Below are 15,313 nucleotides of genomic sequence, written 5' to 3'. Positions count from 1 at the left end.
GTTATTTATTCAACAAAGATAAAGAAACCGCAAGCAACATTAAGCCTTACTTTACCAAAACTAATTTAATCCGTTAGTTTGGCATTTTGCTTAGCCGCTTCATTACGCTCAATGGTATGCCCCGGTCTAGACCATCTAGGCTTTTCGCCCAATGGTTGATACTTGGAATTTTCCGCTTCCACTGTTTTTGGCTGGGAAACTTTGGTGAATGGTTTTTGCGGATTAAGACCTAACAGTTTAAACATAGCCATATCTTCATTAACATCCGGATTTGGGGTGGTCAATAGTTTATCTCCCGCAAAAATTGAGTTGGCCCCGGCAAAGAAGCACATCGCCTGCCCTTCCCTGCTCATTTGAGTTCGCCCAGCGGATAAACGCACTTGGGTTTCCGGCATAATTATACGGGTAGTAGCAACCATACGCACCATATCCCAAATAGGGATAGGAGGCAAATCTGCCATTGGCGTTCCTTCCACGGCCACCAATGCATTTATAGGCACTGATTCTGGCTGCGGATCCAAAGTAGATAAGGCTACCAACATCCCAGCCCTGTCTTCCAACGCTTCGCCCATTCCAATAATTCCCCCGCTACAAACGGTAACGTTACTTTTACGGACATTTTCAATGGTATCTAATCGGTCTTTAAAAGCCCTAGTAGAAATTACATCCTTATAATAATCTTCCGAAGTGTCTAAATTGTGATTGTAGGCATATAATCCAGCTTCAGCTAAACGATGCGCCTGATTCTCTGTAATCATTCCCAAAGTACAACAAACCTCCATATCCAATTTATTAATGGTACGGACCATTTCTAGCACCTGGTCAAACTCCGGACCATCCTTAACATTCCTCCAGGCCGCACCCATACACACCCTTGAGCTTCCCGCTTCCTTGGCACGCAACGCTTGGGCCTTTACCTGAGAAACCTCCATAAGGTCGTTCCCCTCTACATGGGTATGGTAACGGGCAGCTTGCGGACAATATCCACAATCCTCAGGACAACCGCCAGTTTTAATAGAGAGCAAAGTAGATACCTGCACCGTATTGGGGTCATGATGCCTTCTGTGCACTGTAGCCGCTTCGTATAGCAACTCCATAAACGGTTTGTTATATATGGCCACTATTTCCTGTTTAGTCCAATTGTGTCTTACTTCACTCATAGTTATTTGTTTATTGGGTCTTCCCCCAACTACCTCGATCAAAGCTCATCCAAGGTTTAGACCTACATGTTCTCCAAAACCTTGCAGGTGCTCCTCGTAGATGTCAAGGTAGTCGGGGTCTGGCTTTACGCTATATCTTTTTTTTACCTCAACTTGGTTCGAAATTTAAAAAAAGGATGCCGCTGCAATCCCTAAGCCATCGTCCATTCCATTAAAGGGTCAAAAATAACTTTTAATCATTAATAAAGGGAAGAACCCTATCCCTTTTTCATTATTAAGAACTAGCAACTTTAGACTTGAATAGGGCCCTATTAACCAGTATTCTTCAAAACTCTTAGCGTCTTTGGACTCCTGTCAGGTAGTAGATGAAACTTTAATTTTCTAAGTCATTAGTAGCACTTTTTTTACCTTTCCAGTTAATGAAATTAAAATCTCCTCCGTCATTAGTTCATTTTTTTTTCGATTTTATCAAATAAGCTTTATATATTTGAAAATAAATTCCCACAATTGTAATAGACTGTTATTTTTATAAATATCATTCTAACAGTAAGTTTATATCTAAATTGGGCCAGCCTAATTTACTGAAATTCTTACAATACATATTGGTAAGATCCAGTAAAATCGGATTTTTATCCTTGTAGTTTTGAACGGCTTAGCGCTGTAGTAAAGAGTAGATAATCAAAAAAAGTGTGCATATATAAGGGCAGTATTGAACTCCCTTTTTCAAATAAAATTTTATTTTAAAAAATAAAACATGTAGTCTTAAATTCCCCCCAAAATGAAAGACAATTTATTTTTTGACCATATCATCCTTATTGATGACGACAGTATCATAAACCATGTTCATGAACTTCTTGTCAAAAGACATATCGCTGCAAAGAACATTACGTCGTACTTAAATCCACTCAATGCAATAATTGCCATTCAAAATCTTCTCCAGCAAGAAAACCTTAAGATTTTGGTGTTTCTAGATTTGAATATGCCCGAAATAACAGGATTCGAATTTTTGGACAAGGTTGCGGAACTAGAAAACAACACTAAAGTTTTTGATATAATTATTGTATCCTCATCCATAGATTCAAATGATATTTCCAGAGGTGAGAACCATCCCCTTGTACGCACCTATATCGCCAAACCAATTACCTCCAATAAACTTAAGGAATTAAAGGAGAATTATTTACAATTGGAAGTACAGTATTAGTTTTCAAAAAACATGATTCTTTAATAACCCATCTATCGGGTTCATGGCTTAGGCCCTCATAATCGCTTACCAACCTCTTTAACCTACATGTATAATAAAGCGCCTCTTTTTAAGCCAAAACCATCATTTTCCAACATTAAAAGATCAATCACTACAAGCTTTGCCTTAATTTTCCTCTGTGCTTTTCTCCTAGTAAGTGGCATATATTTAACGCTTACCCAGGGAGGTTACGATGTGAGAATCATCAACCTTACAGGAAAACAAAGGATGTTGAGCGAAAAAATCATCAAAGGAATATATGCAACGCAGATATCCGATGAACATTTAAATGAACTGAAGAAGAATGCGCAAGCTTGGCACAGAACGCATCTTTCCCTACTAGATGGCAGTTCCGGTTTACACACCTCTGTACTTTCCAATGACTTGGATCGTATTTTAAAAGAGATAACACCTTATCATCAACAGTTATTTAATATTTCCAGGAGAACAGATATTACCGAATTGAGCAGCCAAGAATTACAGCATATAGATCATCTAGGTCGCAGCTATTTTCTGGGCATGGATGCTATTGTCACCAACCTAGAAGCGGATTTGGCGCTTCAACTTTCCAATTTTAAAAAAATTATTATCCTTCTTATCATTATTTTCCTCTTATTGATTTGGGGTCTTTATCAATTATATGTAAAAAATATAATTGATTCGGTTAGAATCTTGTCCCAAGAAAAAGAACTCCAGTACGAACATTTACATGCGATAATAGAGAGCACTAAGAACCAAATATGGACATTAGACAAAAATTACAACCTTATTTTCTATAATTCTGCCTATAAGGAGCATAGAACCACCTATTATGGTAATCTGCCACAAATTGGGAAGAGCATACTTGACTACCCAAATGATCCAGAAAATCACCATAACAAGAAGGTTTATTATGACAGAGCGCTTGCAGGAGAATATTTCTCCATTGAAAAAAGGGTAGTATTGAGTAATAAAGTTTTCTATTTTGAACTAACCTGCAACCCAATTAGAGATAACAACAATGAAGTGACCGGTTGTAGCATTTATAAAAGAGATATTACGCACCGTGTAAAAACATTGAGAAAATTAAGAGAAAGTGAAAGCTCATTATTAGAGGCCCAAAATAGGGCCAATATCGGTAGCTGGGAATGGAACGTAACAAGCGATAAGATAAAATGGTCTAATCAGTTGTACACCATATTCGGAAAGAACAGAAACTCCTTTACGCCAACCTATAAGGCTTTTGTCTCCCAAATTCATAAAGAGGACAAAAAAGAATTTAGGAACTTATTTAAAACCCTTGAGACCGAGGATACTTTTACTATTTCCAATAGAATACTCCTAGAAGATGGTAGTATTAGATACATGCGTCACATGGGAAAGGTATATCGCGACGAGAACAATGCGGTAATACAACTTACAGGCACCACTCAAGATCTTACTCTAATTGAAAAATCCAAAAAGCAGTTGGTACGACAGTATAGAGAATTACAAAATTTTGTATATGTCATATCCCATAATGTTAGGGGGCCCATTACTACTATATTAAGTTTATTGCAACTATATGATGCAAGCAACAGTTCTAAAAGAGATGAGATAGTAGAAATGGTGGGACTTACAGTTGATAAATTAGATGGTACCATTAAGGATTTAAATCATTCGCTATCCTTAAAAAGCTTTTCTAAAAGCGATCTCGAAAGAATAGTGTTAAAGAAAATTATAGAGGACGTTATAATTTTAATCTCTTCCGAAATTAAGAAAACCAATGCCCACATTAATCTAAATTTTAATTCTTCTATTCATGTTTATGGATTAAGAAGCTATTACTCCAATATATTCTATAATCTGATAATCAATTCCTTAAGATACAAATCTAGGGACAGAGCCCTTATTGTAAATGTTAGCGCTAGTCCAAATTCTATTGGAGGCATAGAGATAATAGTTTCCGATAATGGAATAGGAATGGACCTCAATGATATTAGCAGAAAAAAGATTTTTGACATGTATGGAAGATTAAGCGGCACCGATAGCGGAAAAGGACTGGGACTGTATTTGGTAAAAGTGCAGGTTGAAGCGTTAAACGGCTCTATAGAAGTACAAAGCAACTTAAACCAAGGCACTGCTTTTACATTAAACCTACCATCATATCCTTAATGGAGTGTTTTCTATATTTGCAACAATAATGAAGCAGCTCATTTCTAATTTCTCTCTTGGGATAATGAGGACACAAGAGGCGGACTTAGATTTAAAATACAGTATCTATTCCCTATACCTTTTCTATTAGAATGCTTACAGCATTACCATCAAAACATACTGTATTTATCATTACCTTATCTATCCTTTTTGGAAGGTGACTATAATTCACAAATACAACTGGAATAAACTCCTGGTGCCGAATCATCAAAATTGCCAATTCTAGACTCAACATCCCGGAAGCTCCAATGGATTGGCCTACTTTCCACTTATTCGTTGTTAATGCCGGTAAATGGGGCCCAAACACTTTTTCAATAGCTGCGAACTCGGAAAAGTCCCCTTTTATAGTTCCCGGAGCATGCAGCACCACTGCATCTACCTCCGATGGATTTAAATCTCCAAATGCCCTTCTCATAGATCGCTGAAAACATTCTGCATTGGAAGAGATGGATATATTGTGTTCCAAGATTTCCGTTGCAAACCCCAAGCCTATAATTTTCGCAAGCGAATTTCCTTGTTGCTTTGTTTCCAAACAAGCCATAGATGCCGCTTCCCCAATACCATAGTATTCTGCTTTTTGTCTAACTTTAAGGTTATACACGGATAATCAACCCCTTGCCTTACAGATCTAGAGTACACTTTTAAAGCTCTCATTTGCGCTATAGTAAAGGGCGTTAACGGCGCTTCACTACCACCAACCAAGAACTTACTGGCCATACCGCTACGCAACCATGCTACTCCGTTTAATAAGGAATGTAAGGCCGTGGAGCAGGTGATAGAGTGAGATATCTCTGGCCAAAAATTAAACCTAGATGGTATTTCATTTTAAAAGGATAAGAACCAGCTCCTAGCTTTCTAGAAAGATGTAATTGTGAATCTATTAGGGATTACATTGCCAAAAGAGCATCTCTAAATTCGTCTGCATATTTTTTAATTGTTCCCTTATCAAATGAGGACTCCTCTTTTATTCTGCCAATTACAGTAACCTTGGTTCTATTAACAATCACATCCTCTGTAGCGGGATCCGGATCACCGCTAAAAATTACTCCCACATCATATCCTTTATTCTGCAACCACTGAATGGTTAAAAGGGAATGGTTAATGCTTCCCAAATAATGCCTAGACACTACGATTACCTTGTAGTTGGGCATAATAATATCTAATATAGTATCCGAATCGTTCAAAGGTACTAATACCCCTCCCGCTCCCTCTATCACTAGATGGTTCTCTGTTTCTGGCTCCACTATTTTATTAGGATCTACATAAACTCCTTCCAAAGCAGCAGCTGCATGTGGACTTAAGGGAGCTTTTAGGGCATAACTAGTTTCATGGATTACCGTTTTAGAATTAGATATCAATCTCACAACAGTATCATTATCCTTATCCTCTCCAGTCTGTACTGGCTTCCAATAATCTGCCTCCAATGCTTCTACTATTATAGCAGAGGCAATAGTCTTGCCCACTCCTGTGGATATTCCGGTAACAAAAAATTGCATCATTTTACTGGGGTTTGGTTATGAATTCACAATTTAAACATTTATACTTTCTTATTTCAAAAAAGGGGAAAAGTTTATAAAACAGACCTTTCCTACTGTAATAGGTCTCCATTTTTTGTGCTTTACAATTTGGGCAGCGCCTTAGATTTCCCTCATCATCAATTGCGTATGCACGTATATCATTATATATTTCGGTGGCTTTTTCCTTATCAGAATAATACACCTGAAGTTTCACTCCCCCAATAGCATTACTAATCATGGGATCGGAATTAAGGGTGTATTCATCTCTCAAGAATACCGGTATCCCGTCCGACTCTAATCGTCCTTTTAGAATCTGAACGTCAGCTACATATTCAAAAGTAGCTAGCGTATAAAACTCGGGGTTCTTCATTTATTTTCGATTAAAACAAATTGGACAATGTGGACTATAATTTATTAATCTCCTCCTTGGTATTAAAGCTATGCAAACAGGATCGTAATTGCACTTTCCCTTCCGGTACCGTTGGGGAAAGAATTGGCTTTACATCAAACCCATTTTTCTATAAGGTTAAGGCCCATTCCTTTACCTGGTCGTTTCCTTTTACCGAACAACAATGAACGGCAGAATTGCTAGGCACAAAATGATCACTAATGCCTAATTCGTTTAATTTAGACTTAAAAAAAGTGATATTCGCTCTCAACCCTAGTTGTTCTACTTCCGATTGAGACAGCTGTGTAATAGCTATCAAAGCCGTAGCTTGTGCATGTGGCGGCATAGCTGTGGTGTAAATAAAGCTTCGGGCAAAATTTACCAGATAATCCGTTAAGTCCTTACTTCCCAAAATAGTAGCTCCGCGGCAACCCAATGCCTTACCGAAAGTGACGATCCTAGCAAAACTTTGATTTTCAACATTCCATTCAACCAAAGGCCCCCTACTATTTTCCCCAAATACACCAATAGCATGGGCCTCATCTACCACCAAATAGCAGTTTAGGTCCAAACGAAGCTCGGTAAGTGCCAGCAAAAAACCAATATTGGCATCATAACCGGAATTAAACACTAGGGCCGAATCAGATCTAAAAAAGTTTGCCAAATAATCTTCTAGCTCATTATAAAGCTCAGAATTACCGATCAACAATCGGGATACCGTAGCGCCATTGGCCATTATTCCCTTGTCTACCAGATACTGCGAAACCGAGATAAAAATAGCTTCGTTTTTAGCAAAACCCAAATAGTCATTAGAAGAAAAATCGACTAGCTTATTGGATACCGGCAGTTTTCGAAAGACATTGTTTTCTTGTCTTTCGTTTAATTTGGCCATGAAATTTTCAGGGAATTCCACCATATCTCAAATGTAGTATTTCCTGTTTTAATAGTATATTCGCAAGCAGAAGGATTTTAAAAAAATCTCCTCCATAAAAGCTCTAAAATAAAGCATTTCCATATGAAAAATATTTTTTTGGGAATTATGACCCTGATCTTCACGTTAAACTTACAGGCACAAGCAATACAATATCAAATTTCCTTTGACAATGCTATTCACCACGAAGCAGAGATAAAAGCATCCTTCACTAATTTGGACGCCGGAGTCTTTTCCGTACGAATGGGACGCTCTTCCCCCGGCCGATATGCCATTCACGAATTTGCCAAAAACGTGTATAACCTTAAGGCTACAGATGGTAATGGAAAACTATTAAATATCCATAGACCCAACCCTTACCAATGGAATATTACCGACCATAACGGGGAAGTTAATGTTAGCTACACCCTTTATGCCGATAGGGGCGATGGGACTTATGCCCAAGTAGATGAGACCCATGCCCACTTAAACATACCTGCTACATTTATCTATTCCCCTCAATTGACAGAACGCGAAATTGTAGTTGACGTTGATGTGCGGAAAGACCTTAACTGGAAAGTGGCCACACAGTTGGAAAAACTATCGGACACTAAATTTAGAGCCCCCGATTTCCAGTATTTTATGGATAGTCCAATAGAAATCAGCGATTTTTCTCTTCGCCAATTTGAAGTAGAGCAAAATGGCAAAACCCAAACGGTTGAGTTTGTACTGCACCACAACGGTACGGAAGCAGAGCTAGACACCTATTTTGAACAGGTGAAGAATATAGTCCTAGCACAAAAAGATGTATTTGGTGAACTACCTAATTTTGATTTTGGAAAGTACACCTTCTTAGCTTGTTATATTCCTAATGCCTCCGGAGACGGCATGGAGCACCGAAACTCTACCATCCTTACCGATAGAGAAGGCTTGGCAGAAGGCGGAATGAGAAATAATATTGGTACCGTTTCGCATGAGTTTTTTCATGCTTGGAATGTAGAACGCATACGCCCACAATCTTTGGAACCCTTTAATTATGCAGAAGCCAATATGAGCGGGGAGCTATGGTTTGCTGAAGGTTTCACTAGCTATTACACCAATTTAATACTTTGTAGAGCCGGAATTATTACCCCAGAGGAATATATAGAAGGACTTACGGGCACTTTTAATTATGTTTGGAATTCCCCAGGGCGTCAGTTTTTTAACCCTATAGAAATGAGTTATCAGGCACCATTTGTAGATGCCGCCACTTCTGTAGACCCCGTAAATAGGGAAAATACCTTTATCTCTTATTATTCCTATGGCAGCATGCTCGGTTTAGCATTAGACCTTTCGCTTAGAGAAAACAAACTAAATCTGGACGATTATTTCAAATTGGTCTGGGAAACCTTTGGTAAAAGTGAAACCCCCTATACCATAGATGATCTACACCAAACGTTGGTGAAGTATGCCGGAAAAGAGTTTGGAGACCATTTCTTTAATTACTATATCTATAAAAGTGAAATGCCCAATTATGGAAACCTGTTTCAAACAGTTGGAGTGACCTTAAAACAGGCTACAGAACAGCCATATTTTGGAGCAAGTGTAGCTATTAACCAATTTGGAGCGGGTATCATTCAGCGCAACACCCAAATAGGCACTCCTGCTTACCAAGCAGGACTAGAAAGAGGAGATGTAATAATGACTGTTAATAACACCCCATTATCGTCAAATCAATCCTTCAACGATTTTATATCCCAATTTGAGGTTGGGGATACTCTAAAAGTAGCCTATAATCGTTACGGCGTTCCAAAAACTACCACTGTAGTTTTAACGGGGAATCCTGCTTACGGCATTCAGTTAGTTGAAAAGGAAGGTGATAAACCTCGTAAGAAGGTATTGAAAAATAGAAGAGATTGGTTAAAAGTGGAATAATATGGGCATCGTAACCACCACTTGCACCAAAGAAAGCGAACTAATACAGATTTTAAGTCTGCAGAGCAAGAATTCTCCAGAAAATTTAAGTTCGGGAGAGAAGACGCAAGAGGGATTTGTTACCGTATCTCATAATTTGGAATTACTAAATAGGATGAATGCTGTTTGTCCGCACATCATTGCCAAAGATGGTGCTGTAGTTGTAGGCTATGCCCTTTGTATGCACCCAAACTTTGGTCTAGAGATAGAAATTCTAAAACCAATGATTGCGGAAATAAACAGCTTACTGCCCCCTCCCGACCCCTATATAATTATGGGACAGATTTGCATTGACAAATCATACCGAAAAAAGGGGATATTCCGTGAGCTATATAAAACAATGAAGCAAACCCTCCCCCCACAATATAAGCGCATTATCACCGAAGTGGACACTAGCAATCCACGATCTTTAAATGCCCATTATGCCGTGGGGTTTACCGATTTAAAGACTTATGTATCAGGCAAACATGAATGGAAATTAATCGAATTGCAATGAGCTAAGAGATGAACAAGACATAAAATATTGTTCTAAAATATTTCCACCCCATCATTGTGAGGGATAATAGCTAGTTTGGTTATAACATGCCCATTTAACCAACCTTCATCTGAATTTTTTACAAACAAGTAGGGTTATAAAAGATTATTATCTTTAGGCATCAAAAGGAATTACAATGAATAGAATTTACGCCATCGTATTAGTTTTTAGCATTTTTACTTTCTCCCTAAATGCGCAACAGCGAAATACCAGTATGGATACTACGGTAACCACCAGTGGACAGGTAATCATAAAAGGCGTACCGGTAAAATATAAGGCCACTACTGGAAAACAGCCAGTGTGGAATGATAAAGGAGAAATTATTGCAGGGCTCCACTACACTTTTTACGAGCGATCTGGTATTACGGACAAGTCCAAAAGACCCCTTGTTATTTCCTTTAATGGTGGTCCCGGATCAGCATCTGTTTGGATGCATATAGCCTATACCGGTCCTAAAATTCTTTCCATTGATGATGAAGGTTACCCCGTACAACCCTATGGAATTAAAGATAATCCCCATTCTATTTTAGATGTTGCAGACATTGTATATGTAAACCCGGTAAACACGGGATATTCCCGTGCGGTTACCACTATGGATAAAGGGGAAATGGCAAAAAACTTCTTTGGAGTAAAACAAGATATTAAATATTTAGCCAGTTGGATAGATACCTTTGTAACCCGTGAAAACCGATGGGCCTCTCCAAAATATTTAATCGGGGAGAGTTATGGTACGCCAAGGGTATCCGGACTATCCTTAGAATTGCAGAACTCACACTGGATGTATTTAAATGGTGTTATCCTAGTTTCACCAACCGGTTTAGGGATAGAACGTGGCACCGCAGTTGAAGCAGCTAACCTACTTCCCTATTACGCGGCAACAGCTTGGTATTTTAAGAAACTACCATCGGATCTTCAAGGGAAGGATTTAACCGATATGTTACCAGAAGTGGAAGAATATACTGTTAACGAATTAATTCCGGCAATAGCCAAGGGCGGTTTTCTTTCCCAACAGGAGAAAATGAACGTTGCGGCGCAGATTGCGAGATATACCGGGTTGTCCGAAAAAGTAATTTTAGAACATAATTTAAGGATCCCAAAAGGGTTTTTCTGGAAAGAATTACTTCGCGATGAGGGCTTTACCGTAGGAAGGCTAGACTCTAGATATCTTGGAATAGATAAGATGGATGCTGGTGAGCATCCAGATTATTCAGCGGAGCTTACCAGTTGGTTACATTCCTTTACACCGGCAATTAATTACTATATGAAAAATCATCTCAAATATGAGACAGACCTAAAATATAATATGTTCGGCCCCGTACATCCTTGGGATAGGAGTAACAATACAACTGCAGAAGATCTTCGTAAAGCCATGGCACAAAATCCTTATTTAAAATTACTGGTACAAGCAGGATATTATGATGGAGGAACAGATTACTTTAACTCAAAATACAACCTATGGCAAATGGATCCTAGCGGAAAATTAAAGGATCGTATGAGCTGGAAAGGATATAGAAGCGGTCATATGATGTACCTTAGAAGCGAAGACTTGGCTACCTCTAATGAACATATCAGGGAATTTATTAAAGAAGCTACCCCTAAAGAAGGTGCGCCTGCACAGTATACTAGAAAAAAATAGCGCTATAAAATGATTAATATCAATTAGCTGTAGACTAATTGCAATTACTAAAACAATGAGAAAATTAAAAGATGCTATATTACTAATTATAGCGGTCTTTCTCTCAATATTGATTGGTAAAGCATTATTGGCTTCAAAACCTGCATTAATAGAATTAATTTCAGCAGAAATAACCGCCTTTAATCTTGGCAGGATTGTAGGTTACTTTATACCCTGGCTACTAAGTTTTATTTTGACTTTCCTTTCCTTCAAATTTGGGGTCTCGTATCTGTTTAAAAAACAACCACAGTCAAATAACGAACTTGATTAACTTCTGAGATTTATGGGCATTCACTATTCCACTTCACTCATATATACTGACAGAAATAGGTATGAAGTCCGCCCAATGTGAGCGCTAAGGTAATATTAGGCGAACTTTCCCCGAAAATCAAAAAATCTCACTATTGTTTTTCACATTCAACATCAGCTAAATTTTAAGACTAAAAGATTTACAACGCACCTCATTTGAATTATTTGTAATTTTAAATGGTATTTCAGCGAACAAATTAGGAAATTATTAATTTTTTAACTTTTTTTATGATTAAAGGACATCATATTGTCAAAATCATTAGCACCTTTTTTACTATTCTGTTCGCTTGGTTTTTCCCAGAGCATCAATTTTGACGAGCTGGATAAGGAAAAATGGTTGCGATATAATGGTGGAGTGGCCGCAAATGCAGTCTACTATGATGGTACCGCCAACAGAAAAGACCTGACCTACTTCCTTACTGGAGCCCTAAATTTTAATGTAGCCGGACTCTATAGTATCCCATTATCATTCACCTATTCCAATCAAAATTTCAATTTTCCCAACCCGTTTAACTTTAACAGATTAAGCCTCCACCCTTCCTACAAATGGGCCACCGCCCATATTGGCGATGTAAGCATGAGTTTCTCCCCCTATACTTTAAGCGGACATCAGTTTACTGGAGGAGGCTTTGAACTGAACCCCGAAGGAAAGTTCCAAATCAGCGCCATGTATGGAAGGTTTTTAAAAGCTACGGAATACAATTCCGAAGCGCCACGGGCAATAACCGCCTACAAACGTATGGGATATGGAGTGAAGACCGCTTATGATTTTGAATTCATGAAACTAGGAGTCATCCTTTTTAAAGCAGAGGACGATGAAAATTCCATTGAGAATCCATTTCCAATGGAATTAGGGCTATCACCAAAAGAAAATGCCGTGCTTTCCTTTGAGTCGGAATTCCGGTTATTGGACAAAGCCCAAATCCGAATAGAATATGCTATTTCTGGAGTTACCGAAGATACTCGCCTCACAGATGCTCCATCCTCCAAGGGCATACTAGCCTTTATACTAAAGGAAAATATCACCACCAATTATTACAATGCGTTAAACGCCTCGTTTAGCTATCCCGCCGGTAATGGCACATTGGGGGTTGGATATGAGCGTATAGACCCAGAATATAAGACGTTAGGCGCTTATTATTTTAACAACGACTTGGAAAACATTACCGTAAACGCTAGTCAGACCTTGTTTGATAATAAGGTGAGCCTTAGTGTAAATGCGGGTCTGCAAAAGGATAATTTAGACAATGCCAAAACATCGGACCAACAACGTGTTGTAAGTTCAGTAAACCTAAATTATACGGCATCGGAACGGTTGGGGATCAATGCCGCCTACTCCAATTTTCAATCCTATACCAATATCCGCGATCAGTTCGATTATATTAATCAAGTTGGGGAGTTCGATAACTTGGATACTTTAAACTACCGACAGATTTCACAAAATGCCAACCTCGGATTTAACTATATGGTGAAAAAGACCAAAGGCCACCAACATAGTGCTAGTCTTAATATGGTCTATCAAAATTCAAACAACCAACAAGAAGGTCAGACTATAGAGGGCGGAAATAATGCCTTCTACAACGGCTCTGCAGCATATACCTTAGGATATTTAGAACGCGCTATGACGGTGACTTTGGCAGCAAACACCTCTTATAATACCATAGGTGCAACAGATAATAGTCTAACCTTGGGCCCGACTATAGCTGTGGGAAAACATTATTTTGACAAAAAACTGCGAGCTAATCTTTCTACTTCCTATAATACCTCCTTTGCCAATGGAGAGCAGCAGAACAAGGTGTATAATCTAAGATTAGGCAGCAATTATGCGCTATTAAAAAAGCATAACCTCAGCCTTAATTTTATGGCACTATTTAGGAAAACCGACTTAAAAAGCTCTCGTGATATTACTCTCACCTTTGGCTACAGTTATTCCTTTGACAATTTTAAGTTAGAATTTCAGCAGGGAAATCGGAATACCCAAAATCGCAACAGCAGCTCCAAGGAAAGCACCCTTAAATTTCGCTATAGAAACGTCTCTTATAGTGGCACTATTCCAGAAATTAACCGACAATTGACCCTTGTTTTCCAAAGTCCACAATTCGCCAATATTCCACTATATAAAAAGGATGAATTAGGCATGTTATTGGCCCTGGTAAAAGAGCAGCGAAACGTCGGGGAATATAAAGAAAAGGCATTAGCATTTTTACAAGCCTTGTACGATTATGGAGATTTTAAAGCCCTATTAAATGCCTCCCTTTATAGTGTGATAACTGGAATTAAACTAGACATGCGAAAAATTGATTTTACGCTGGAAAAGCTTTTCGTAGAGACTAAGGTTAAGCGGGATGAACACCCTCTAACCAGAAACCCAGACATTCAAGTAACCACTGAAGAAGAACAAAGAGATTACACCCTATTATTAGCAGATCACAAAGAACGGAGTCAGAAATTATTTGGTCACCGATGGATGGAGAAAGAATTCGCTCAATATAATTCCATAGAGGTTGTTGAAACACCCTATGGATATTTAAAAGGATTTATGGCTCACATTACAACAAATGCATACCGATTATACGAGAAAAATGGAGATTTAGAAGAGCTAGAGTACTTATTAGAAAACGAAATAATTGATTATTACTATAAAAAATCCATTGGCACGGTTAACCCTGATGCCTATAAGTTGAGATATATAAATAAGAATTGATAGGCACTTATAGAATAAATGCCATGAAGATCATTTTACAGGAACAGAAATATGGATAATGATGGAATTAAATTAATCAGAAAATCACTTATCATATTAGTGATTTTCTTGATGCAACTTTTTGGAGACCAAGGAATTGCCTATTCCCAATCCTTTCCTGTACAGGTAATTCCTCAGGCCACTCCTCCTCCACCCATTTATTTCTCCGAATATGCCAATGCCAGTACCATAAATAGTCCCCTACGTGTGCAGCTGATCCTGAACGATTTTCAAATCGCCAATAGGGAAGTGCGACTGCGGGCCTACTTCCAAGGAAATGGTATCCAATTCCGCAGCAACGATATGGTGGTAGGGGCAGGTCCATTCTTTTTGGAAGGAGGAAGTCCATTAGTCCTTACCAATGTAGACTTGGCGCCGTATTTTAAATTTGAAAATATTACGGGTATTTCACCCAACGTATATGGTAAAGCCATTCCTGAAGGTGCCTATCAATTTTGTTTTGAAGTGTTGGATGCTACTACCGGTAAACAGCTCTCACAAAAAAGCTGTGCGGTCAGCGTTATTTTCCAAAACGAACCGGCCTTCTTGATAGCACCTGTAAACAGGGCCAATATCGCAGAGACCAATCCGCAGAACATTATTTTTCAGTGGACCCCTAGGAGTATCAATGTCACCAATGTGGAGTATGAGCTCAGCCTAGTAGAGATTTGGGACAATGTAATAGACCCCCAGGCGGCGTTTTTAAGCGCT

The 15,313-nt window shown here is 38.5% G+C and carries 12 protein-coding genes and 1 pseudogene; 8 read left to right on the top strand and 5 right to left on the bottom strand.

Annotated elements, in window-relative coordinates; all coding sequences use genetic code 11:
* Positions 1 to 65 precede the first annotated feature (65 nt).
* The gene (gene bioB / locus G466_RS0116540) at positions 66 to 1,160 is read right to left on the bottom strand and encodes a biotin synthase BioB (protein ID WP_026814644.1); all 1,095 of its coding nucleotides are present in this window, start codon (positions 1,158 to 1,160) and stop codon (positions 66 to 68) included.
* 778 nt (positions 1,161 to 1,938) lie between these two features.
* Between bioB and G466_RS0116535 the strand changes: the two genes are divergently transcribed.
* Together G466_RS0116535 and G466_RS0116530 are read left to right on the top strand one after the other, a co-directional pair.
* Positions 1,939 to 2,361: a response regulator gene (locus G466_RS0116535; RefSeq protein ID WP_026814643.1), complete on the top strand. Its 423-nt coding sequence runs from the start codon at positions 1,939 to 1,941 to the stop codon at positions 2,359 to 2,361.
* Between the two features lie 87 nt (positions 2,362 to 2,448).
* Positions 2,449 to 4,533, top strand: a complete 2,085-nt coding sequence (locus tag G466_RS0116530) for an ATP-binding protein (RefSeq protein WP_026814642.1) — start codon at positions 2,449 to 2,451, stop codon at positions 4,531 to 4,533.
* A 112-nt stretch (positions 4,534 to 4,645) separates the two neighbouring features.
* On the opposite strand, the pseudogene G466_RS22395 reads toward G466_RS0116530, so the two are convergent.
* From G466_RS22395 to G466_RS22390, 4 genes and pseudogenes are all read right to left on the bottom strand, one after another.
* A pseudogene (locus G466_RS22395) lies at positions 4,646 to 5,367 on the bottom strand (beta-ketoacyl synthase N-terminal-like domain-containing protein); the annotation flags it as partial.
* A 92-nt stretch (positions 5,368 to 5,459) separates the two neighbouring features.
* A complete protein-coding gene (bioD, locus tag G466_RS0116520) occupies positions 5,460 to 6,068 on the bottom strand; it encodes a dethiobiotin synthase (protein ID WP_034236001.1) in 609 nt (202 codons plus the stop codon).
* A 4-nt stretch (positions 6,069 to 6,072) separates the two neighbouring features.
* The gene (locus G466_RS0116515; RefSeq protein WP_026814640.1) at positions 6,073 to 6,459 is read right to left on the bottom strand and encodes a putative signal transducing protein; all 387 of its coding nucleotides are present in this window, start codon (positions 6,457 to 6,459) and stop codon (positions 6,073 to 6,075) included.
* Positions 6,460 to 6,607: 148 nt separating this feature from the next.
* The gene (locus tag G466_RS22390) at positions 6,608 to 7,369 is read right to left on the bottom strand and encodes an aminotransferase class I/II-fold pyridoxal phosphate-dependent enzyme (protein ID WP_308427551.1); all 762 of its coding nucleotides are present in this window, start codon (positions 7,367 to 7,369) and stop codon (positions 6,608 to 6,610) included.
* Between the two features lie 123 nt (positions 7,370 to 7,492).
* On the opposite strand from G466_RS22390, the gene G466_RS0116505 reads away from it, so the two are divergent.
* The 6 genes from G466_RS0116505 to G466_RS22380 all read left to right on the top strand — a co-directional run.
* Complete coding sequence (locus tag G466_RS0116505) at positions 7,493 to 9,301, top strand: M61 family metallopeptidase (RefSeq protein ID WP_026814639.1); 1,809 nt, start codon at positions 7,493 to 7,495, stop codon at positions 9,299 to 9,301.
* Between the two features lies 1 nt (position 9,302).
* Entirely contained in the window at positions 9,303 to 9,836 is a 534-nt protein-coding gene (locus tag G466_RS0116500; RefSeq protein ID WP_034235994.1) for a GNAT family N-acetyltransferase, read from the top strand.
* A gap of 175 nt (positions 9,837 to 10,011) precedes the next feature.
* Complete coding sequence (locus G466_RS0116490; protein WP_026814637.1) at positions 10,012 to 11,511, top strand: S10 family peptidase; 1,500 nt, start codon at positions 10,012 to 10,014, stop codon at positions 11,509 to 11,511.
* Positions 11,512 to 11,566: 55 nt separating this feature from the next.
* Positions 11,567 to 11,821, top strand: coding sequence for a hypothetical protein (locus G466_RS0116485; protein ID WP_026814636.1), 255 nt, complete (start codon positions 11,567 to 11,569; stop codon positions 11,819 to 11,821).
* Between the two features lie 285 nt (positions 11,822 to 12,106).
* Positions 12,107 to 14,563 (top strand): TonB-dependent receptor, encoded by a 2,457-nt coding sequence (locus G466_RS22385; RefSeq protein ID WP_051315727.1) that lies wholly within the window; start codon positions 12,107 to 12,109, stop codon positions 14,561 to 14,563.
* Positions 14,564 to 14,614: 51 nt separating this feature from the next.
* On the top strand, positions 14,615 to 15,313 hold a 699-nt coding region (locus tag G466_RS22380; RefSeq protein ID WP_034235992.1), incomplete at its 3' end, for a hypothetical protein.

The organism is Arenibacter certesii DSM 19833 (assembly GCF_000429545.1).
GTDB lineage: Bacteria > Bacteroidota > Bacteroidia > Flavobacteriales > Flavobacteriaceae > Arenibacter > Arenibacter certesii.
Note: the sequence above shows the minus strand (reverse complement) of the source record. Positions and strands in the feature narration are given on the sequence as shown.

Coding starts and splice junctions, on each gene's coding strand:
- G466_RS0116505 (WP_026814639.1), top strand. CDS start 7,493: ATGAAAAATATTTTTTTGGGAATTATGACCCTGATCTTCACGTTAAAC.
- G466_RS0116490 (WP_026814637.1), top strand. CDS start 10,012: ATGAATAGAATTTACGCCATCGTATTAGTTTTTAGCATTTTTACTTTC.
- G466_RS0116515 (WP_026814640.1), bottom strand. CDS start 6,459: ATGAAGAACCCCGAGTTTTATACGCTAGCTACTTTTGAATATGTAGCT.
- G466_RS0116500 (WP_034235994.1), top strand. CDS start 9,303: ATGGGCATCGTAACCACCACTTGCACCAAAGAAAGCGAACTAATACAG.
- bioD (WP_034236001.1), bottom strand. CDS start 6,068: ATGCAATTTTTTGTTACCGGAATATCCACAGGAGTGGGCAAGACTATT.
- G466_RS0116535 (WP_026814643.1), top strand. CDS start 1,939: ATGAAAGACAATTTATTTTTTGACCATATCATCCTTATTGATGACGAC.
- G466_RS0116485 (WP_026814636.1), top strand. CDS start 11,567: ATGAGAAAATTAAAAGATGCTATATTACTAATTATAGCGGTCTTTCTC.
- G466_RS0116530 (WP_026814642.1), top strand. CDS start 2,449: ATGTATAATAAAGCGCCTCTTTTTAAGCCAAAACCATCATTTTCCAAC.
- G466_RS22390 (WP_308427551.1), bottom strand. CDS start 7,369: ATGGCCAAATTAAACGAAAGACAAGAAAACAATGTCTTTCGAAAACTG.
- bioB (WP_026814644.1), bottom strand. CDS start 1,160: ATGAGTGAAGTAAGACACAATTGGACTAAACAGGAAATAGTGGCCATA.